Genomic DNA, 21,368 nt, shown 5'->3' with positions numbered 1-21,368 from the left:
CTTGACAGGGAGCAGAGTAATTAATGTGTGTCTTTCAGGCCTTGATTATATAAAATATTCCACTTTTGCCATAGGAAAATAGATATCTGCTTGTTTTCTGAAGAATTCTTTTAACTCTTCGAGATCTTCATTAGGATAAACATATTTTCCATAGCCAAACTGGCCATATTTAAACTTACGTTCTTCCTCTGCCATAGGCAATGAAGAATTTGGGTAAATCTCAAGAATTGTTGCTTTCGCTTTCAAAGTGTACCGGTGAGAAATAAACTCAAGGGTCAGCTGCTCTGGAGACCATCCCATAGGTGCCAGGCGTGTTAATTCTTCCGCTGTTCTCTCCAGTAAACGTTCATATTCCTCTTTCCAGCCGGAAAACTTAAAAATAGGCGCAATAATAAAACCTAAGGGATAACCTGCCTTAAGTACCTTACCGGAAGCAATAATTCGCTGTTCAGGAGAAGGCGTCAAATGTTCAAACTTGTTCACAACATAGTCGCAATTCAGGCTGAAGCGAAAGCGTGTATGCCCCTCGTGACGAGCTGAGAGCAAGGAATCCACAGCAGTAAATTTCGTTACGAAACGAAAACGCCCATTTTGTTCGAGCCCAAAAAAATTAATCGCCCGTTTTAGAGCCCCCGTATATCTCTCTACAGGAATGGGATCAGATGTCGCAGCTCCTTCAAAAAATGTAATTTCAGGTGAACGCTCTTGTATTAGCTTAGAGGCAATTCCCAAGATCTCCTCGATATTCACATAAACACGCACATAAGGCTTCTTCCCCAAGGTCGTCGACAAATAGCAATATTCACACATCCCCGGACAACTGGTTACTAAAGGCAGCTGGTAATGTGCCGATGGTTTACAAGTTTGAAATTTTTCACTCCGTCTTACGCCTATAACCAAAGTCCGTTTTGCTTCACGGTAAGCCTGAGCCGGATTTTTCCCGGGTATTCCCGTGACTCTGTTGTGAGAAGGTGTTGGAGTCACAGAAACACCCATTCTGCGAAAATCCTCCACTAAAAGCTTCCCCAAAGGATATTCAAGAGCCGATGGTTCGAAAAAGACACGCTGCGGAACAAATTCTTCTGTCACAGTCTTTCACCTCATACTTAGGTTACCCCTAAGCAGAAGATTCAACTCCAAGAATCATTGCCCTAATTTCACTTCATTCCTTTTCCAAAGTTGCGGCAACTCCAAGCTACGATGTTAGCAAAGTAAACGTTACATTAGAACTTTCCGGATCGAAATATAGAAATAAACAACCAAATCAGCATCATAGCAGCGGCACCAAAACCAATTTCAATAGCCGGCATTTTCCAGAGCATGATCGGCTGCCGGCCTAAAGCCGAAGCAATGATCAAACCCATCATTACGATGCTAAAGGACAATAACACAATACTAAAGGTGATCTGATTAGAAATCCGATCTATTCTGCGCAAAAACACATCGAGCTCGGGGATACCTATATCTAAATGAATTCTTCCCCTTAAAACATCACGCATTAAGACCTTCATCTGTTTTGGCAAATCAACTAAAAGCTCACTAAAATCTGAGATGTTATGCCACACTCGACCAGCAATAGTTTTCGGATGATAGCGTTCCTTGAGCAAACGAACTCCAAAGGGTTTAGCCATATCCATGATACTCAGCTGAGGATCAAGTTTCTCTACAATTCCCTCTAAAAGCAATAAACATTTTGCTAATAAGGTAAAATCGGCAGGAATTCTGATCTGATGCCGATAGGCCACACCCAAAAGATCTCCAATAGCTTTGCCCAGACTAATCCGACTCATAGGAACATCCATGTACTTTTCCCGCAAATCATCCACATCCTTGGAGAGAAGCGGCAAATTTACATCATCCGGAACAATGCCAATCCTTAAAATTGCCTGAATCATGCTTTCCGTATTCTGACGCATCATGGCAATGACCATAGAGGCGAAATTGTTTTTCATTTCCTGAGTAAGTCTGCCCACCATACCAAAATCAATAAAGGAGATTTCTCCTCCTTCTAAGATGAAGATATTTCCCGGATGAGGATCGCCATGGAAGAATCCTTCGATTAATACCTGATGAAAAAGCGCTTTCACCAGGCGGTCAGCAATCTCTTTGCGCTTATAACCCTTGGCATCAATCTCGTCATACAAATTCAGCTTGAGGCCTTCCACGTACTCCATGGTTAACACTTTACTGGTTGAATAATCCCAAAATATACCAGGAATATGAATATTTGAATCATCTTTAAATTGTTTAGCAATTTTTTCAGCATTACGTGCTTCAATAGTATAATCCAGTTCATTGCGCAAAGATTTGGCAAATTCTTCGACAACATCTCGTAATTGCAAGCGTTCCATACGAACCATCCGATGTTCTGCTAAAGTTGCCAGATCAAGCAGAATTTCCAAATCCGTGTCAATAAGATCTTTGATGTTTGGACGTTGAACTTTTACTGCAACCTTCTCTCCCGTTCGCAATTGAGCAAGATGCACCTGCCCAATTGAAGCCGCTGCAACAGCTGTTTTTTCAAACATCGAAAAAATCTCTTCAACCGGGGATCCTAATTCCTCTTCAATAATCCGGTGCACTTCCTGAAAGGAAAAGGGAGGAACATTATCCTGCAATTTTTCTAGTTCCTCAATGATCTCCTCCGGAAATATATCTGCGCGGGTGCTGGCAATCTGACCAATTTTAATGTAGGCAGGACCTAATTCTTCAAGAACTTGACGTACTCGTTCTCCCATGGACATGGGATCAATGTCCTCCCAATCTGTAAAAAGGCGTTTAGGAAGAGAAAGCATGTGAATAAGTCCGATTTCCTCAACAAAAAAACCAAATCCATGGCGAGCGAGAACCTTTGCAACATCTCGATATCGTTTTAAATGCCGTATCCTCTTCCCGATCATCATAATGTCCTAATGTCCCCTCTATCAAAGTCATTACTTTGCCAAAAGAAATATAATCCCCAATAGAGATAGGCCCCTCGCAATTCCCAAGTGGATCAACTATTCCTGGTTCTTAACGATAGCCTCTAATTCCGAAATGCGCTTTTCCAATCCTTCAATATCCGCCTTAGTAGCTACATTCAGCTCTTTCAGCATTTTTTCTAATTGATTGTGAATAGAGCTATTCATTTCCTTCCTTTGAGCTTCACCTTTTTCGAGCAATTCCTGAATTAAATCCTTCGATTCTGAGGAGGTTACTTCTCCTCTTCTTACCATCTCGTCTACAAACTTTTCAATCTGTTCTCTGCTGACAACCGCTAATCCCAAACCAAATGCCAACCCTTTTCGAAGCAAATCTTTCATAATCAATATTCCTCCTTTATAATATCCAACCTAATTATTCAACAATAGTTTTTTCATTCTATGATGCTTATATCTATTTTAACTTCTTTATGATTATTTACAAAACACCTCTAACTTATTAGGTTTTCTCTAATGTACATTTCCAGGGGAGTCTTTCGATAGTGAACTCGTGCGGCTAAAGCTGAATGAGTTCACTAAAAAGAAAACCGAAGTGTCGATTCACTTCAGTTTCCCAGGTTGATTAATTATGGTAAACAGTTGCTTAACCTCTTTTGAGATCAAGCAGCCCATTTTCTGTATATGGATAATTTCGTTCATTAATACAGAAGGTACCTAGAAATTTAATTGCTTTAACTAATAACTCCTAGAGTTGACCAAAATTCTTTTGTTTGGGTTAAATCAGACGGTTCCTTTTTCTTGTTTTCTTCATGTTCTTTAACCGTTGGGTTGCTATCTTTCTTCATTCGAATCACAGCCTTTCCCAGATAATTTAGACATGTTTGTTACTTATTTTTTATCCTTTGTTGTTATTTCTGACTTTATTCTAAGCGCAGTAAAACATAAACAAAACATATAATTGTTATCTTTACTATGATGGAAATTCATATTAAACTGTATTTGGAGGTGTTACTAATGGATATTCGACATTTAGAATATTTTATCGAAGTTGCTCGCCAAAAAAGCTTTAGTAAAGCGGCTCTGGTTTGCCATGTCTCACAATCCGCCATTAGTAAAATGATTAAAGATTTGGAAACTGAACTTAGCACTTCCTTATTTAATAGGAACTCAAAGTACGTCCAGTTGACAGATACAGGAATTATTTTTTTAGAGCAAGCTCAACAGGTTGTAGTAATGTTTCATAATTTAACGACTGATTTTGAAAATAAAATCAAAATGGCAAAAGGAAAGATTGCAATTGGTTTATTACCAATAACTAGTTCAACCATATTTGCCGAATTATTAGGAGAGTTTAAACAGAAGTATCCTTTAATTGATATTAGCTTGTCTGAATATGGCTCCAAAAAAGTGGCACTTGCTATAAAAGACGGTACTCTGGACGCTGGTGTCGTATGCATAGTCCCAGATCATCACTACTATGACTCTATTTCTATTTCCAAGGACCCTCTTTTTGTTATCGTCTCCTCCCAGAATCCCATAAGTCAACTCCCATCCATTGAACTCTCAGCCTTGGCTAATGAATTTTTTGTTTTATATAGTAAAGATTTTAGTCTTCACGATGAAATCATTAATCAATGCAGAAATGTTGGTTTTTCCCCAAACATTATTTTTGAAACGTCTCAGCTTGAGCTAATGACTCAAATGGTAGCCGCAAATTTAGGCATCGCTTTCTTACCAAGTGCAGTATGTTCCGAATTAGACCCTAATCGTATAGTCTCTGTCCAATTAACTGAACCACAAATCATTCATAGTATGTCTATCATTTGGAAAAGAGGACGTTCCTTGTCACATGCCGCAAATTTGTGGCTGAAATTTGCCGAAGAATTTTTTAAATCTAGTGATCGTCCTCTTGTTAACTTTATCGATGTTCAGCTTTAGCTGAACGAGTTCACTATTTCGTAGTTCGCAGTTTCGGAAATTCCGTTATCCTAGAGCACTAATTCATGTCCATGGTCTTTCAGCCACTTTCTCCAGGTCATATATTCCGGCATAAAGGTTTTAACACGCTGCCAGAATTCCGGCGAGTGGTTCAGATGCGTCAAATGAGCCAGTTCGTGAATAATAAGATAATCGATCACTTTATCGGGAGCCATTATAATTCGCCAATTAAAATTTAAGTTTCCACGACTGGAACAGCTTCCCCATCTTGTTCTTTGATCTTTTAAACGAAAGTTTTGGAATGTAACCTGCATTCTCTTTGCCTGCTCATCAAGCTTTTGCTTGAAAAGGTTACGTGCTTGAACTTTATACCAAGCAATAATCAGCTTGCGAATAGTTTCCGCAGATTGAGAATTAGGACCGTCCTGAGGTAATGACACAATAAGCATTTGGCCATCTGAATTCACTCGAATCCGACGATAATTGTGGCTTCGAAAACATAGGATTAATTGCCGACCGCGAAAGGGAAATTGTTCACCAACAGTAAAATTTTTTGCCGAATGTTCTTGCTTTTGACGTTTGATCAACCAATATTTTAAAATCCAATCCTCTTTTGCCTTTAATATCTCCTTGATTTGCCTTTTCGACACATTTGGGGGCGCTGAAATTCGAATTCGATCATTTAGGATGCTTAATGTTATTCTTCGATAGCGAACGCTCCGTCGTTCTTCATAGGGGATTATTTCATCTCGGATATTTATTTGGCCCATGGTAAGAGCTCCTCCTAACTTAAGGGACGGTTCAAACAACATCTTGTAAAATGTGTTGTTTGAACCGTCCCCTTAGTCGTCTCAAGATGACTGAAATTATGTTCCGCGATAAAACCAGCCAACGAGAGCATATAAGATCATACAGGCAGCTGCAACGAGAAGTCCCAGACGCAGTTTTAACTTTGCGTAATCCATAACCGGAATTTTCATGACAGTTGCCATGGCCACAGTATTATCACTTAGGGGCGATACAAATCCGCCAAACGTACCGCTGGCAAATACGGCTCCTGCAATTAAGGGCAAAGCTGCGTGTTCAGTCGTTGCCAGCGAAAACCCCAGAGGCATTAAAATACCCCACGTACCGAAGGATGAGCCAATGACATAGGAGAGCATACATCCCAGCGCGAAAAAAGCCGGTGCAATAAACGCAGCCGGGACTATCCGTCCCACTGTCTGTTCTGTATAAGTGACAAACCCAAGGTCCGTAGAGATTGCCGAAACTGCCCAGACAAAAACTAAAAGAACGTTCACAGCCATCATTTCATTGCCGCCTTGCATGAAACCAAAAAGAGTTCGTTGGATAGGTTCCTTTCGAAAGCCATACCAAATAAAGGAGAACAACAGCGTCGATAACAAGGCTTCTAACATCGCTTTTGCTGCATTAGCTTGGATAAAGGCCCCTAATATGTTTGAAGAATGAAGATGGCCATCCCACCAGGTAAAAAATAAGGTTAAGATTAGTAAAAGAGCTAAGGGTACAATAAGATTAAGGGCATCCGGCTTAACCTTTTGAGCGACAAGTTCTACTGGATCAGGAAATAGTTCATCACCATGGTCATGCCCCCTCTTTTTCCTCTCCCTGGAGATAGGTGAAGGGATTGACAATTCCAGCGATGTTTCCGCAAAAGCTAATTTCGCCGAACCAATTGATCTCATTTTCTCTGTGGATTCAACAGGTTGAGTACCCACATTTTTTTCCTGTTCCTTATCACTTTTGAGGAACGTATAGCCCAAAGCAAAAGCAAGCATCGCCAAGGAAAAAAAGTTAAAAGGGATGCTGAGTAAAAACAAATTATAGGGGGGCATAGGAATTCCTTGGTGCCGGCTCGCCACCCCCAACAATCCGATACTATAACCAATAAAGACTGTTCCTAAAGGCATAATCGCACATAAAGGTGTCGCCGTAGCGTCAATCACAAATGCAACCTTATTGACAGGAACTTGAAGACGCGAGAATACTTGTTTCATAACCGGTCCCACTGTAATGATCCGAAAATCAGGCGCCATGAAAGTAAGTAAAGACGATAACCAAGTCACGATAAAGGCACCTCGTCCGGAATGAATCTTTGTTTCCATCAATTGAGCAAAACCGCTGACTCCTCCGGTAATGCGAACTAAGCCAACGAAAGCTCCGAAACCATACATGAAGACGATCAAACGCAAATTGTCCGGAACAGCTAATTCTTTTAAAATGTATTGAAGTGCTGTATCCACCCCGCCAAACGGCGTAGGACTAATCATGTAGGCCCCAATTAGCAAACCGGCAACTAAGCCCGGCAAGACCTGTCTTGTGAACAGAGCCAGTGGAATTACCACAAGAAACGGTAACAAAGACCATACAGTTCCATGCATTTAAATACCCCTTTTCAACGTAGGCTATTGATATAATATCCCGCGCTGAAAAGCAATCTATACAGAGCTATTTAAAGATTTACGAACAAGAGATCAGCATATTAGGGAATTGTACTAATTGTAGTATGAATTAGAGGCAGTCCATAATAAACAAGTGCAGCAATGATAAGTACCGCAATTGCCAACTTAAACAACTTTTTTAGTATAAAGCCTACAGCAATAACACCTAAGCCCAACATCAACAGTTTATTCAGAGTAAATCCCGCAATCATTGTTCCCATATACTTCCTCCTTTATATAACAGCGAATTCCAAACTGAGACCGAACTCTTCGTCAGGAGACATCTTTTAGCGCAGAACTCAAATCACACGCATCTTCACTAAACGTTAAATTTACTCACCAATAAAGCCAGACTTTCACCCAGCTTTGCCAAGGCCTCAGCAGATTGACTTACAGAACTCATTGTTGCCGCTTGTTCCTCAGAAGTTGCTGAAACTTCTTCCACTTTTGCCGCGGTCTGTTCGGCAATAACGCCTATATTATTAACAGATTCCACAGCATGAACAGCTCCGCTGGCCATTTGCTGAGTAACAGAAATAACTTCCTGAATTTGTTTAACGACAGTATTAACCTCTTCAACAATAGTTCTAAAGGAACTCCCTGCCAGATTCACGGCTTCAACACCGGCAGCGACCTCATCCTTGCCTTTCTCCATCCCGTCAACAACCCGTTCCGTGTCACGTTGTATTGTATCAATTAAGGATGCGATTTGAGTAGCAGATAAAGAAGATTGTTCCGCTAACTTTCTAACCTCGTCAGCAACCACCGCAAAACCCCTTCCGTGTTCACCTGCCCGTGCCGCCTCAATGGCAGCATTTAAAGCTAATAAATTCGTTTGATCCGAAATGCCTTTTATCACATCAACAATTTGTCCAATCTCTTTCGATTGCTCGCCTAAGTGAAATACGGCCTCAGCGGTTTGGACCGAAGCTTCACGAATTTGTTCGATTTTTCGCACTGCATTTTCCACCTGGAGAGATCCCACATCAGCTGCTTGTGCTGCTTTCTCACTGCTTTGATTAACAATCTCCGTATTAGCTGCCACCTGTTGAGCACTCGAAGACATCTGTTCGATAACAACACTAGTATCCTTTACCGATAATGCTTGACTCGATGCACCAGTCGCGAGTTGAACCAAAGTACTGGAAACTTGTTCACTCGCAGTGGTTGCTTCTTCGGCAGCTGCCGACAATTCCTCACTCGTTGCCGCTACACTCTCCGATTGATTTAATACTTCACCGATAATTTCTCTTAGCGAACGAACCATATCCCCTACGGCTTGTGCTAAAACGCCTATTTCATCCCGATTTTTTATCTCTGGAATACTAACCTTTAAATCACCATTGGCTACGGATTGAGCAATCATCGTGACCTTATTCAGGGGCCGGCTTATGCTTCTCGCCAACAATATTGTCAGCACAATTCCGAGGAGAAAGGCGGCTGCAATAAAAATAATTAGAAACTTTAAGCCAGTTGCATTTGTAAGCTGGGCGTCAGCAACCGCTTGTTCTCCTCCTTTATCCATAAAATATATCTGAGCTTCCATAGCATTGATTACTTGATCAAAACTTTCCTTACTCTTATTGATTAAAAGAGTTCGAGCCTCATTGTCGTTATTGTCTTCAATCAACGTCCAAACCTGATTAGCATCTGTTATGTAATCATCGAATGCCTTTTTCATAGATTCATTTCTGGTTTTCCCCTCGGAGCTCGTTACATATCTGCTATAGGTCGTAAAATCACTTTCCCATTTCGTTTTATTATTAAGAAAGCTGAACTTAACACCTTGATACGCTGTTGCGTCGTTTCGTTCCGAAAAGCCCAAGAGGAGCGTCCGCTGCATATCTTCCGTATCCTCAACTACCAGTGCTAAGGCATTAGCGGCCTTTAACCAATGATCACCTAAATCTTTTGCGCTCTGATCAAGCCGGTAAATACCATAATATCCCACTGCCCCGACAAAAAGTGTCATTATAATTACGGCAAAAAAGCTTGCTTGTAATTTAAATCTAATCCCGTAGTTGATACCCGATTTTGTATTCATCGTCTTATTTTTCATAGGCAGACACTCTCCATTTCAATAGATAATCTCTTACAACAGCTTTTCTCCGACTATAACATAATCATTAACCTTTGTATTTCGACAACAAAAAGCAATAACCTTCTAATTACTGCCAATTATTTAAGCTTTCTCCTTAAACGTAAATAACAACTTACATTTTTTTATAATCAGTACAATATTTGCAAACAGAGAGCTTATCCCCTAAAATATAAGTAGTTAGGAGTAAGAACATATGCCTTGCTTGATATGAATACGATACCAAGCACTAGCGAGTTTACTAAGGAAAGAAGATGAATTTCTATGGAATTACTTGATGCTCTGAAAACCAGACGAAGTATTCGAAGATTCAAAACAGATCCAGTCCCTGAGACGGCGATCAAAGAATTGATCGAAGCAGCTCGGCTTGCCCCCTCAGGCAGTAACCTTCAGCCTACTCGCTTTGTAGTTATCAAGAGCGATGCTGCACGTGCCCAATTAACAGAAGCTTCACCGCTGCCCTTTGTCAGCCAAGCACCTGTTGTCATTGCCTGCTGTGTGGACATGGAGTCCTTCGGAGGCATGGGAACAAGAGCCCGGGAACTTAAAGAAGCAGGAGCTTTTAACGATACTCCTCTTGAAAAAATGGACCCTGATGCCTATGCCAAACGCAAACCCATGGATCCGGCAGCTGCCGAAGGCTATCTGCGGTTAAATGCCGCCATTGCTGTTGATCATCTTACTTTACGAGCTGTTGATCTTGGTCTTGGTACGTGTTGGATCATGATGTTCGATCAAGAGAAGGTTAAGAAAATCCTCGATTTGAGTGAAAATTATCGTGTCGTGGCCTTAATCCCTGTCGGCTATCCTGATCAAAGCCCTAAGCCACGCCCGAGAATTGATCTAGAGCAACTAATTCTTAAAGAAGTATAATGTATCATTGCCTGCTACATACTTCCCTAAAAAGCCAAAACTGGTGAATCAATACCGACAAAGGAAGAACTTTCAACAAGTCTCTTCCTTTGCTGGCATAAAGGAGATTACCTAATTGTTGTCACACCTTATAATTTTTAATAAGAGCTAATAAATATTTGGACTTGACCTGTTCGCTTGCCATCATTTGTTTAAGGGGAGGCATTTTTAAGATTGCTCCCAAAATTGCAGCCATGGCACGGTGACTAAACAACGCCTGATTATCAAAGATGAGATTATGAAGTTTGCCTTGCTCAATACTTTGCAAAACGATACGATGAACAGAGTTGACAGGGGTTATTACCCGTTTATCCCTATGCTTAAGCTTTAAGGCCCCATGATGACAATTTCGCACACAAACACCGCATCCCAGGCAGACATTCTCATCTAATTTAACTTTTTTAAGGACAGTGTTGTTGCCTTTTATTTGGGATTCAAGGGACAAGGCGTCTACGGGACAGGCTTGAACACAGCTTCCACAGCCTTTGCAGCGGGCTTCTTCTACCTCTGGCAGGAAATTTGTTGTATTAATGGTGTTTAAGGTTCCGAACCGTTTTATTGCCAAGAGAGCTTCACAGCAACAGCCGCAGCAATTGCAAATAAAAGGTAATCCTTCTTGTTCGTTTTCACCAATTTGGACTAAGTTATAATCATAAGCCTTTTCAATTAAATTCATACATTCGGAAACGGTGATTTCTCTGGCATAACCATATTTAATCAGGCTGGCTGCAGTTCCTCCAAACGTCATACAGATCTCCAGAGGAGCATCACATGCCTTGCCAAGATGACTCATTTTATGTCTGCAATAACAAGTGCCAACTCCTATATGGGAGGCTTTTTTAATTATTTCACTACTTCGTTCATAATCCAAGATGTGAAGATCATTAACAGTGCTTAAGGCTTGTTCATTGACAAAAATTCTGCCTAATTTCGTTTCGGTAACAAATAAATCGCGAACAAAATCCTCCTCAACATTTAAGTACTGATAAAATAGTTCGGCAAGGATCCTTTGGTTACTATTCCCATTAAGCCGCATCAAGGAAAATTCGAAAAAGCCGGCCATCGGCGGCGGCAGTACAAAGGTTCTCACACCTGTAGGTTCCTCAATATCCAACAATAGAGCTCTGGAGGCGAGTTCTATTAGTAGTTTTTCCGTATCTTTTAAATTCATGGATAAGGCCTCACTAGCAGTTTGTACCGTGAATGGTTTAATCGGCAGCTTGGACATAATCCTTGCTTCTTTTTCGCTCATGAGAACCTTAAGTATTTTAAACAAATATTCTGTAGGCGGTGCCCCTTGCGGAAATCGATTTAAGCGTTCGCTTAATTGCTCATATCCTGTTTTCAACGTTCTATGTGCCATGAATACTCTCCTCTATGTTCCTACTTAATAGTCTAGGATTAATTATAGTACAAGATGGGATATTCTTCTATGAATTTGGCAACCATAGCCAACTAGAGTTTTAATATCATATAGTTCATTAAACTAACGCAAATTCAGTTTTACAGCATTTTTAAATTGCTTTATTATAAATAGTGAAAGCCACTCCCACTTGTAGAAGTGGGAGTCTCACGATTAGATGAATAGTGTTGAGGTGAAGACTATGGAAAAAATAGGCTTAGTGTTAGAAGGCGGAGGCATGAGGGGACTCTATACCTGTGGAGTTCTGGAATATTTTATGGAGAATGATCTCTATTTCAACTATATCATTGGCGTATCCGCCGGCGCATGCAATGCCGTTTCCTATATTTCGAAGCAACGTGGACGTAATGAGAAAGTTATTATCAATTATGCACAAGACTGGCGGTACATGAGTTTAAGAAATCTTCTGTTCAGCAAATCATATTTTGGCATGGATTTCATCTTTGACGAAGTTCCAAATAAGTATGTCGCTTTTGATTTTCAGACCTTTTATAATTCCCCTTGTAATTTTTTAGTAGGTGCTACAGATTGTAAGACCGGCAAACCTGTTTATTTAACGAAAGAAGAAATTGGTGATAAATTTCAGGCTTTAAGAGCCTCAGCTTCTCTGCCTCTCATATCTCCTATTGTGCATTATAAAGGGTACGAATTATTAGATGGCGGAATTTCAGATTCCATACCAATTCGCAAATCTATTCAGGACGGCAACCCCAAAAATGTCATCGTCTTAACAAGAAATCGCAGCTACAGGAAAAGCCCGGTTAAGTTCACCGGATTCCTCAAAGCAGCCTACAAAAAGTACCCGTCATTAGTGGAAACTATGTTGAATCGCTATAAAATTTACAACGATACCTTGGATTATATTGAGCAGCTTGAGAGTGACGGTAAGGCTCTTGTCATCAGGCCGTCTAAAGCCTTAGAGGTTGGGCGAATCGAAAAGAATCCCCAAAAGCTCCATGGATTATTGCAAAACGGGTATCTGGACACAAAAGAAACCTACAAAAAAATTCTGGAGTTCGTTTCCTAGTCATGAGTCTGATTTTTATTCTAAATAAGGAAAAAACGCAGAGTGGATAAGGGACAGAAAGTCCGTTAGCCAACAACTTTTATTTCAACAAAAATGAACTGCGGGCTTTGAAAGCCCGCAGTTAACATTTAGTGAACTCCTTCAGCTAAAGCTGAACATCGAGGCTACAGATACAATAATGTCCAGTGGACATTATTGCCGAGCCGCCTTTCCCAATAGGACTACTTAGCGGCGAAGGAGGAATCTACCCAACCTGAAGTTAACGAAGAACTACCCCAACTTATAGAAGTTGGGGTCTTTCATCATCGAAAGATAAATAGGATTACTTATATCCTATTGAAGTTCTTCAATTAACGCCTTGAAGCCCGGCAGGGCGTTCTCAATGGTTTTATAAGCAACACAATAAGCAATACGTGCATAGCCGGGGCAGCCGAAAGCAGTTCCCGGTACAATAAGAATATTCTTCTGCTTGGCCAAATTGCAGAATTCCACGTCATTCTCAAGGGGGGTTTTAATAAACAAGTAGAATGCGCCTTCAGGCTTAATACATTGATAGCCGTAAGATAAGAGACCGTTATAGAAACGTTCACGATTCTTATTATAGGTCTCGACATCCACTTTGGCATTCAAACATTTTGCCACAACTCTTTGGAATAGAGATGGCGCATTGACATACCCCAAGGTACGATTTGCAATATTTGCCGCTGCCAGGATATTTTCAAAATCAGTCGCTTGATCTGAAATTACAAGATAGCCAATTCGTTCGCCGGGCAAAGAAAGGGACTTGCTAAAAGAATAGCCAATAATTGTATTCTCATAATACTTTGTCACGTAAGGTACTTTAATATTATCATAGGCCAATTCTCGATAGGGTTCATCGGAAAAAAGATAAATATCAGTACCAAATTCTTTTTGTTTTTCTCTTAAAATGTCTGCCATTTTAAGAATCGTTTCTTCGGAATAAACCACACCGGTAGGATTATTTGGTGAATTAGTAATTATCACTTTAGTTTTAGAAGTGATTTTTTGCTTAAATTCTTCGAGATTTGGTTGGAAATCAAGAGTATTAGGGGAAACCACAAGCAGTTGGCCCTCAAAATTATGAACATAATTTCGGTACTCACCAAAAAAAGGGGCAAAAGTAATGACTTCATCTCCAGGATTTAGTAATGTTTTGAGAATAACGTTTATACCGCCTGCAGCACCGACAGTCATCAGTATGTTCTTCTCTCCAAAAGCAGTGCCAAATTTATCATTAATTGAGTCAGCGATTGTTGCCCTAACATCCTCAAATCCTGAATTATTCATGTATCCATGAATTTTGGTGGAATTTTCTGTATTTAATATTTCTACGATTGCTTTCTTAACATCCTCTGGAGGCTCAACACTTGGATTTCCAAGGCTGAAGTCAAAAACATTTTCTGCACCATGAATTTCCGCCAACCGCTTTCCTTCCTCAAACATTGCCCGAATAATCGAGCTGCTTTTAACCTGCTCTTTCATTTTATTGGATATCATTGCCTTCAACCTTTCTAACATTTATAATTTGTCCATTATATTCTCATAGCTTATTATAGCACTGAAATAGATACATTGTTAAACCATCCCATTTTGTATACACAATACATATTGCTGAAGAGGCTAAACCCCTCCATGATCACCAAGAACTTGTATCCAAAAACGATGCTCAAATAAAACACGTTCAGATGATTCAGCAGTCAAGTTATAATCCTACCTCCCTCATAGAACATCCTAATGTTATATATTGTTTCAGGAGGGAGGTTAGACTCTCAACATAAAAAAGGGTCTAGATTGTGCCGAAACACAAACTAAACCCCTTTTTCAAACGTAAGATTAAATTTTACGAACCATAATTTCCCTTGATAGATCAAGTCGTTGAATATGATCTTTGTAAGAATTTCTCGACTTAGTTAATATGTCAATCCATTCCTCTTTGGAAAAAAGTGTCGCCATAAGAGATTGATTATCAAGAAGCAGTGAATATTGACACGGATAATCTGATTCAATTACATCTAATATTCCCACGGGAGAATCCTGAACATGCTTTCGATTTTTCAAACTGCGGTAGTCCGCTAAATCATACATAAAATACCTCATCAGTTGATCGTCTTAAACTTATTATAGCACAAATTTCAGGATAAACGATGTTTAAAATCTTCATAACCAAACTGTCTGATGACTTTAATTCCTTGTTCTTCGTTGAAAAGTGCAATGGCAGGAAGATTAACTCCATTAAACATATTGTTCTTTACCATAGTATAATGGGCCATGTCACAGAAAACAAGTCTCTGTCCTATTTTTAAGGGTTGTTTAAAGGAATAATCTCCGATGACATCTCCTGCCAAACAAGTATGACTTCCCAGCCTATAGGTATAAGAGTATTCACCAGGCTTCCCGGCATCAATTATAGTTGGTCTGTAGGGCATTTCAAGCACATCCGGCATATGACAGGCTGCCGAAGTATCTAATATAGCGATCTTCATGCCGTTTTCAACAATGTCAAGAACGCTGGCAATAAGAAATCCTGTGTTTAAGGCAACCGCTTCCCCCGGTTCAAGATATATATCCACGCCATATTTATCTTGAAGCCACTTAATCGCTTGAATCAACCTTTCGATATCGTAATCAGGTCTTGTTATATGATGACCCCCGCCAAGATTAAGCCATTTCATAGTTTTAATATATTGGCCAAATTTCTTATCGACCACCGGAAGTGTTCGTTCCAGGGTGTCGGAATTCTGCTCACACATTGTATGAAAATGGAGACCCTCAATTCCTTCCAGTTCATCAGGCCTAAAATTCGACAGTGTCACACCCAGCCTGGAGTTTTGATAACAAGGATTATAAATAGGGGTCTCAATCTCCGAATATTCCGGGTTAACGCGAAGACCGCAGCTAATCTTCTTCTTTCCGTATTGCTGCACTTTTTCTTTATACCGATTCCATTGAGAAAACGAGTTAAAAACGATATGGTCACAGTTCTCAAGGATACCGTCAAATTCCTCTTCAATGTAGGCAGGTGAATAAATATGAACTTCTTTGCCCATTTCTTCCCGCCCCAGTTTCGCTTCGTACAAAGAACTTGCTGTAACCCCTTTAAGATATTTAGCCACAAGAGGAAATACAGAAAACATCGAAAAGCCCTTTAAAGCAAGAAGAATACGGCATCCCGTACGCTCCTGTACAGAATTTAGAATTTCCAAGTTTTTTAAGATCAGCCGCTCATCCACTAAGTAACAGGGAGATGGCAGGGCTTTTATATCAAAGTCCATGGTTATACCTCAATCAAGGAGTGTTGGCACGAACGATTCCTGCCAGGGCAGACCATATTTATTAAGGGCTTCCATAAAGGGATCCGGATCGAATTCTTCAACATTATAGACACCGGCCTTTTTCCAAACACCTTTGAGCATTAACATAGCGCCAATCATGGCCGGAACACCAGTCGTGTAAGATATAGCTTGGGAACCGACCTCTGCATAACATTCTTGATGGTCACAAACATTATAAACGTAATAGGTTCTGGGTTTTCCGTCCTTAAGCCCTTGGATAATACAACCGATATTCGTCTTCCCTTTCGTTCTAGGCCCCAGGGATGCAGGGTCAGGAAGAATTGCTTTCAAGAATTGCAAGGGGATGATTTGTCGTCCTTCAAATTCAATAGGCTCGATGGACGTCATACCAACATTTTCGAGGACTCGTAAATGATTAAGATAATTATCCGAAAAAGTCATCCAGAATCTGATTCGTTTTACTCCCTTAATATTTACTGCCAGGGACTCTAATTCTTCGTGGTACATAAGATAAATGTTTTTGGGACCGATCTCAGGAAGATCATACACTTGCTTCACGGAAAGAGGAGGCGTTTCTATCCAAGAGCCGTTTTCAAAGTACCTTCCATTTGCTGTGACTTCCCGAATATTTATCTCAGGGTTAAAATTCGTGGCAAAGGGATAACCATGATCACCACCGTTAGCATCAACAATATCAATGGAATGGATTTCATCAAAATAATGCTTTTGGGCATAGGCGCAAAAGACTCCGGTAACTCCGGGATCAAAACCGCTCCCTAACAGCGCTGTTAACCCCGCCTGCGCAAACTTCTCTCTGTAAGCCCACTGCCATTTGTATTCGAATTTTGCAATATCCGGTGGTTCATAATTAGCCGTATCCATATAATCAACACCTGCTGCTAAACAAGCATCCATAATCGTCAAATCCTGATAAGGAAGTGCAAGGTTCATGACAATATCCGGCTTAAAGCTCTTGATTAGTTCAATAACCTCGTCTGTATAATCAGCATCTAGCTGTGCCGTTTGGATTTTTGTTCGGCTTCCGGATAACTTACTTTTAATTGCTTCACATTTTTCTAAAGTTCTGCTGGCAATACATATTTCCTCAAAAACATCCGGATTCTGACAACATTTATGAATTGCAACACTGGCTACACCGCCAGCACCGATAATCAAAGCTTTCCCCATGTCAACAACCTCCTATCACTTTTACAGCAATGCAAATTATACCTAAACAGCGTCAATTTAGCAATAACAATCTCGAAAAATAAAGAAAAACAAGGATAATTCTTTGAATTATCCCTTGTTTTTATACAACCAACTATTTCTATTAATATTTCGCCTACATTCTCGTCTTTATTCTTTCAATCGCTTGCAACGTATTTTCACGTGTACCGAAAGCAGTTAAGCGAAAATATCCTTCACCATTTGCTCCAAAGCCTGCTCCCGGTGTTCCAATGACATGAGCATTCGTCATAAGTTTATCGAAGAACTCCCATGAGCCCATTGTATTGGGGGTCTTCATCCAGATATAGGGAGCATTGATGCCTCCGAAAACAGTATAGCCGGCAGCTTGTAATCCTTCACGAATAATCCGGGCGTTTTCCATATAGTAATTAATCGTCTCCTTAATCTGCCGCTGGCCTTCTTCCGAGAAAACAGCAGCTGCAGCCACTTGGACCGGATAGGAAACACCATTGAACTTGGTTGTTTGTCTCCTGAGCCAAAGTTGATTAAGGCTGTATGCTTCACCTTTGGAATCATAAACTTTTACATCCTTCGGGACAATGGTATAGGCGCAGCGAGTGCCTGTAAAACCAGCCGTCTTGGAAAAACTTCGAAACTCAACGGCTACTTCTCGTGCGCCTTCGATCTCAAAGATACTGTGGGGAACTCCTTCTTCTCGGATGTAACCTTCATAGGCGGCATCAAATAAAAGGATTGAACGATTTTCGCGCGCATAGTTTACCCATTGTTTTAGTTCGTCTTTCGAAAGAGTCATTCCGGTGGGGTTATTAGGAAAACAAAGATAGATCATATCCACGCGTGTCTTGGGAAGAGAAGGTTTCATGCCATTTGCTTCCGTGCAGGGAAGATAAACAATTTTACCATACTGTCCCTTATCACTATCATACATTCCTGTCCGCCCAGCCATGACGTTGCTGTCCACATAAACGGGGTAAACGGGATCGGTCACAGCCATTATATTATTAACTCCAAAAAGTTCTTGGAAATTTGCTGTATCGCTTTTGGCTCCATCGCTGATAAAAACTTCATCAACGGAAAGTTCCACTCCGCGGGGAGTAAAGTCATGTTCAATAATTTTCTCGATCAAGAACTCATAACCTTGCTCAGGCCCATAACCCCGAAACGTTTCTGCCTTCCCCATCTCTTCAACACCTTTGTGCATGGCCTCAATAACGGCCGGCGGTAAAGGGCGGGTAACATCACCAATGCCTAAACGAATAATATCCGCTTCCGGATTGGTGGCTTTAAATTGGTTAATTCTGCGCGCAATTTCGGAAAACAGATAACTCCCGGGTAACTTCAAATAATTTTCATTGACAAGTGCCATATGTATTCAAACTCCTTTATTTATTCCTCTTGCTTGTTACAAATTATATTTATTGATTGGAAATTTTGCAACTCTATCAGTTAAGTATACAATGCTCAAACAGAATAATACATGTTCTTTGGATGTTCATGCCCTTTTTATTTTATCCAATCGTAAGACTCCCACTTATAGAAGTGGAAGTGGGTCCCCCGTAATCTGCTTCGGTGGGGGTAGAGTCCCCCACCGAAGCAAGGAACAGTAACTACGCTCACTTGTAGAAGTGGATTTGCTACTCTTCTGTTGATAGTTCGATAGTATCCCCCTTAGATTCATCTTGACAGCAAGATTCGCGGGAATTGCACCCACAGGGTTTTTCAAGTTCCCAAAGGATAAATGTCAATAGGACCACTGCAACAGCCAATTCATAGACAATAATTGCGCCAATCAAGATAGGCATGTTATTAGATTCCTTTTTACATTGGCAAGAACAACTCGTTTCATTTTCAGTCATTGCTTAGCCTCCTAACTGTTGTTACACTCACCTATAGATTATTCCATTTTATTCCATTAGGAGCATGACTCCTTTTAATATTTAAGTAGTGTCAAAGCGTATAAATCATTTAGGGAAATACTAACTTATGAGTGAACTTTAACTATATACTCGAGATTTGACGATTATGGTTCAAAAAGTCTTTCCCCAAGTATACAGCGAATACGTAAACTATTATGCGTTTGGAACATAAAGTGTAGGAGGTTAATTGATAATAATTACCCTTCAAACAAGGAGGCAGAAATTATAATGTGTGGCATTGTTGGTTGGATTGATTGGAAACGTGATTTATCGTCTCAGCAAGAAGTTCTAAACAGTATGACTCAGACTCTTACACCCCGAGGACCTGATGCAGAAGGGTACTGGTTCTCACCACGAGCTGCCCTTGGACATCGACGTCTGATTGTTGTTGATCCTGAAGGCGGACTGCAGCCGATGAGTCGCCAGCGCGGGGAATATACTTACACCCTCATTTATAATGGTGAACTCTATAATACACAAGATGTTCGCTCAGAACTTCAACGTCTCGGCTATCATTTTGAAGGGCATTCGGATACAGAAGTTGTCCTTATCTCTTACTTAGAATGGGGGCCCTCCTGTGTTGAGCGTCTCAATGGAATTTTTGCCTTTGGCATTTGGGACAGTAAATCTCAGCATTTGTTTGCGGCAAGAGACAGAATGGGGGTAAAACCTCTCTTCTACAGTGAACAAAAGGGTTATATGCTGTTCGCTTCAGAAATTAAAGCCATACTTAAACACCCGGAAATCTCCCCGTTGCTTGGAAAAAATGGGTTAGCGGAAGTTTTTCTCATCGGCCCTGCCCGAACTCCAGGAAACGGCGTCTTTGAAGGGATTTCTGAATTAAGACCCGGTCATAGCATGATTTATTCCAACAACGGTTTAAAAATTTATCAATATTGGTCACTTCCAAATAACATTCATACTGATGATCTTGACCAAACGTCAACGAAGATCCGAAACCTCTTTCTCGATACTGTCCAGCGGCAACTGGTATCTGATGTGCCGATCGGCACCCTGCTTTCGGGCGGTCTGGACTCCAGTGCTATTACCGCAATTGCCGCTAATACGTTGGCATATCAAGGAAAAGGCCCCTTACCAACTTTCTCGGTAGATTATGCCGATAATGACAAATATTTCAAGCCTAATGATTTTCAGCCCGGGGCGGACGGTCCATGGATAAAACGAATGTCGGAAGCCTTCTCCACTCAACACACAAATTGTACATTCTCGATTCCTGACCTCGTCGAAGCGCTTAAAACAGCCGCAACGGCGCGTGACCTTCCAGGCATGGCAGATGTTGATTCTTCACTCTTTCTCTTTTCCCGAGAAATCAAAAAGCATGTAACTGTCGGACTCTCCGGGGAATGTGCGGATGAGGTGTTCGGAGGTTACCCTTGGTTTCATCGCCCGGACTCGCTAGCTGCAGAGACCTTTCCCTGGGCACTTCATGTCGAAAATCGATTACAGGTACTTTCCCCCGAATTAATAGAATTTCTTCAACCCTATGACTATATTCGCGAACGATATGAAGAAGCTTTAGCTGAGATCCCTAAGCTTCCAGGCAACGCACCGGTTCACCAAGACAGCAGAACCGTCGAAGAACGCCAACGCGAGGCTCGCAGCCGAGAGATCTCTTATTTAACTCTCACTCGTTTTATGCCCACTCTCCTTGATCGTAAAGATCGAATGACCATGGCCACAGGTTTAGAGGTAAGAGTGCCTTTCTGTGATCATCGCATCGTTGAATATGCTTGGAATATTCCTTGGGAGATGAAGGCCTTGGAAGGTCGGGAAAAAGGGCTTCTGCGTCACGCTCTAACCGGCGTTCTTCCTGAAGATGTCCTTTGGCGCCGCAAAAGTCCGTATCCAAAGACACATCACCCCGCATATCTGCAAGCCGTGCGCAGTTGGCTAAAGGAAATTGTTGCTGATCCTTCTTCTCCTCTGCTGCCTCTTATTAATCTTCCTGCACTTAAAGATCTTATGAAACTTTCAGATGCACTGCCCTCAGGGCGCCCGTGGTTTGGTCAGTTAATGGATATTCCACAGCTTTTTGCCTTTTTAATTCAAGTCGATTTTTGGCTTAGAGAAAAAGAGATCCAAATTCTTTCGTAACCTGAGATTCTGGACTACTCCCGCTTGAAGTGG

General features: G+C 40.9%; 18 protein-coding genes. 4 read left to right on the top strand and 14 right to left on the bottom strand.

Translation table 11 applies throughout. The features are described 5' to 3' along the window. Positions 1-45: 45 nt before the first annotated feature. From splB to DEAC_RS17325, 3 genes are all read right to left on the bottom strand, one after another. Positions 46-1,089 (bottom strand): spore photoproduct lyase, encoded by a 1,044-nt coding sequence (gene splB / locus DEAC_RS17335; RefSeq protein WP_047811330.1) that lies wholly within the window; start codon positions 1,087-1,089, stop codon positions 46-48. A gap of 134 nt (positions 1,090-1,223) precedes the next feature. Next, positions 1,224-2,900, bottom strand: coding sequence for an ABC1 kinase family protein (locus DEAC_RS17330; protein ID WP_047811369.1), 1,677 nt, complete (start codon positions 2,898-2,900; stop codon positions 1,224-1,226). A 99-nt stretch (positions 2,901-2,999) separates the two neighbouring features. Continuing rightward, entirely contained in the window at positions 3,000-3,302 is a 303-nt protein-coding gene (locus DEAC_RS17325; protein WP_047811329.1) for a phasin family protein, read from the bottom strand. A gap of 633 nt (positions 3,303-3,935) precedes the next feature. On the opposite strand from DEAC_RS17325, the gene DEAC_RS17320 reads away from it, so the two are divergent. Continuing rightward, positions 3,936-4,859, top strand: a complete 924-nt coding sequence (locus tag DEAC_RS17320) for a LysR family transcriptional regulator (protein ID WP_047811328.1) — start codon at positions 3,936-3,938, stop codon at positions 4,857-4,859. 50 nt (positions 4,860-4,909) lie between these two features. Here the strand turns inward: DEAC_RS17320 and DEAC_RS17315 are convergent, their stop codons facing one another. From DEAC_RS17315 to DEAC_RS17300, 4 genes are all read right to left on the bottom strand, one after another. Then, on the bottom strand, positions 4,910-5,629 hold the full coding sequence (locus tag DEAC_RS17315) for a M48 family metallopeptidase (protein WP_047811327.1): 720 nt from the start codon (positions 5,627-5,629) through the stop codon (positions 4,910-4,912). Positions 5,630-5,725: 96 nt separating this feature from the next. Continuing rightward, entirely contained in the window at positions 5,726-7,261 is a 1,536-nt protein-coding gene (locus DEAC_RS17310) for a Na+/H+ antiporter NhaC family protein (RefSeq protein ID WP_047811326.1), read from the bottom strand. 101 nt (positions 7,262-7,362) lie between these two features. Then, positions 7,363-7,542: a hypothetical protein gene (locus tag DEAC_RS17305; protein ID WP_047811325.1), complete on the bottom strand. Its 180-nt coding sequence runs from the start codon at positions 7,540-7,542 to the stop codon at positions 7,363-7,365. Positions 7,543-7,640: 98 nt separating this feature from the next. Then, a complete protein-coding gene (locus DEAC_RS17300; RefSeq protein ID WP_047811324.1) occupies positions 7,641-9,380 on the bottom strand; it encodes a methyl-accepting chemotaxis protein in 1,740 nt (579 codons plus the stop codon). A gap of 303 nt (positions 9,381-9,683) precedes the next feature. Here DEAC_RS17300 and DEAC_RS17295 point away from each other — a divergent pair, with 303 nt between their 5' ends. After that, positions 9,684-10,292, top strand: a complete 609-nt coding sequence (locus DEAC_RS17295; protein ID WP_047811323.1) for a nitroreductase family protein — start codon at positions 9,684-9,686, stop codon at positions 10,290-10,292. Positions 10,293-10,413: 121 nt separating this feature from the next. Here DEAC_RS17295 and DEAC_RS17290 read toward each other — a convergent pair whose 3' ends face one another. Next, positions 10,414-11,694, bottom strand: a complete 1,281-nt coding sequence (locus DEAC_RS17290; RefSeq protein ID WP_047811322.1) for a 4Fe-4S dicluster domain-containing protein — start codon at positions 11,692-11,694, stop codon at positions 10,414-10,416. Positions 11,695-11,935: 241 nt separating this feature from the next. Here DEAC_RS17290 and DEAC_RS17285 point away from each other — a divergent pair, with 241 nt between their 5' ends. Next, positions 11,936-12,781 (top strand): patatin-like phospholipase family protein, encoded by an 846-nt coding sequence (locus tag DEAC_RS17285; RefSeq protein ID WP_047811368.1) that lies wholly within the window; start codon positions 11,936-11,938, stop codon positions 12,779-12,781. A gap of 333 nt (positions 12,782-13,114) precedes the next feature. Here the strand turns inward: DEAC_RS17285 and DEAC_RS17280 are convergent, their stop codons facing one another. The 6 genes from DEAC_RS17280 to DEAC_RS17255 form a co-directional block, all read right to left on the bottom strand. Beyond that, on the bottom strand, positions 13,115-14,299 hold the full coding sequence (locus DEAC_RS17280; protein ID WP_047811321.1) for a pyridoxal phosphate-dependent aminotransferase: 1,185 nt from the start codon (positions 14,297-14,299) through the stop codon (positions 13,115-13,117). A 336-nt stretch (positions 14,300-14,635) separates the two neighbouring features. Then, positions 14,636-14,887, bottom strand: a complete 252-nt coding sequence (locus tag DEAC_RS17275) for a hypothetical protein (RefSeq protein WP_047811320.1) — start codon at positions 14,885-14,887, stop codon at positions 14,636-14,638. Between the two features lie 47 nt (positions 14,888-14,934). Then, the gene (gene nspC / locus DEAC_RS17270; RefSeq protein ID WP_047811319.1) at positions 14,935-16,074 is read right to left on the bottom strand and encodes a carboxynorspermidine decarboxylase; all 1,140 of its coding nucleotides are present in this window, start codon (positions 16,072-16,074) and stop codon (positions 14,935-14,937) included. A 9-nt stretch (positions 16,075-16,083) separates the two neighbouring features. Continuing rightward, positions 16,084-17,283: a saccharopine dehydrogenase family protein gene (locus DEAC_RS17265; protein WP_047811318.1), complete on the bottom strand. Its 1,200-nt coding sequence runs from the start codon at positions 17,281-17,283 to the stop codon at positions 16,084-16,086. A 154-nt stretch (positions 17,284-17,437) separates the two neighbouring features. Further along, a complete protein-coding gene (locus tag DEAC_RS17260; protein WP_047811317.1) occupies positions 17,438-18,670 on the bottom strand; it encodes an LL-diaminopimelate aminotransferase in 1,233 nt (410 codons plus the stop codon). A 268-nt stretch (positions 18,671-18,938) separates the two neighbouring features. After that, on the bottom strand, positions 18,939-19,160 hold the full coding sequence (locus DEAC_RS17255) for a hypothetical protein (RefSeq protein WP_047811316.1): 222 nt from the start codon (positions 19,158-19,160) through the stop codon (positions 18,939-18,941). Between the two features lie 288 nt (positions 19,161-19,448). On the opposite strand from DEAC_RS17255, the gene asnB reads away from it, so the two are divergent. Next, positions 19,449-21,335 carry an asparagine synthase (glutamine-hydrolyzing) gene (gene asnB, locus DEAC_RS17250; protein WP_047811315.1) on the top strand — a complete coding sequence of 629 codons (1,887 nt, stop codon included), beginning with the start codon at positions 19,449-19,451 and terminating at the stop codon, positions 21,333-21,335. Positions 21,336-21,368: the final 33 nt, after the last annotated feature.

The organism is Desulfosporosinus acididurans, assembly GCF_001029285.1.
In the GTDB taxonomy this organism is placed as follows: Bacteria; Bacillota; Desulfitobacteriia; order Desulfitobacteriales; family Desulfitobacteriaceae; genus Desulfosporosinus; species Desulfosporosinus acididurans.
The sequence above is the reverse complement of the archived record's forward strand: the minus strand, read 5'-3'. Positions and strand labels throughout refer to the sequence as shown.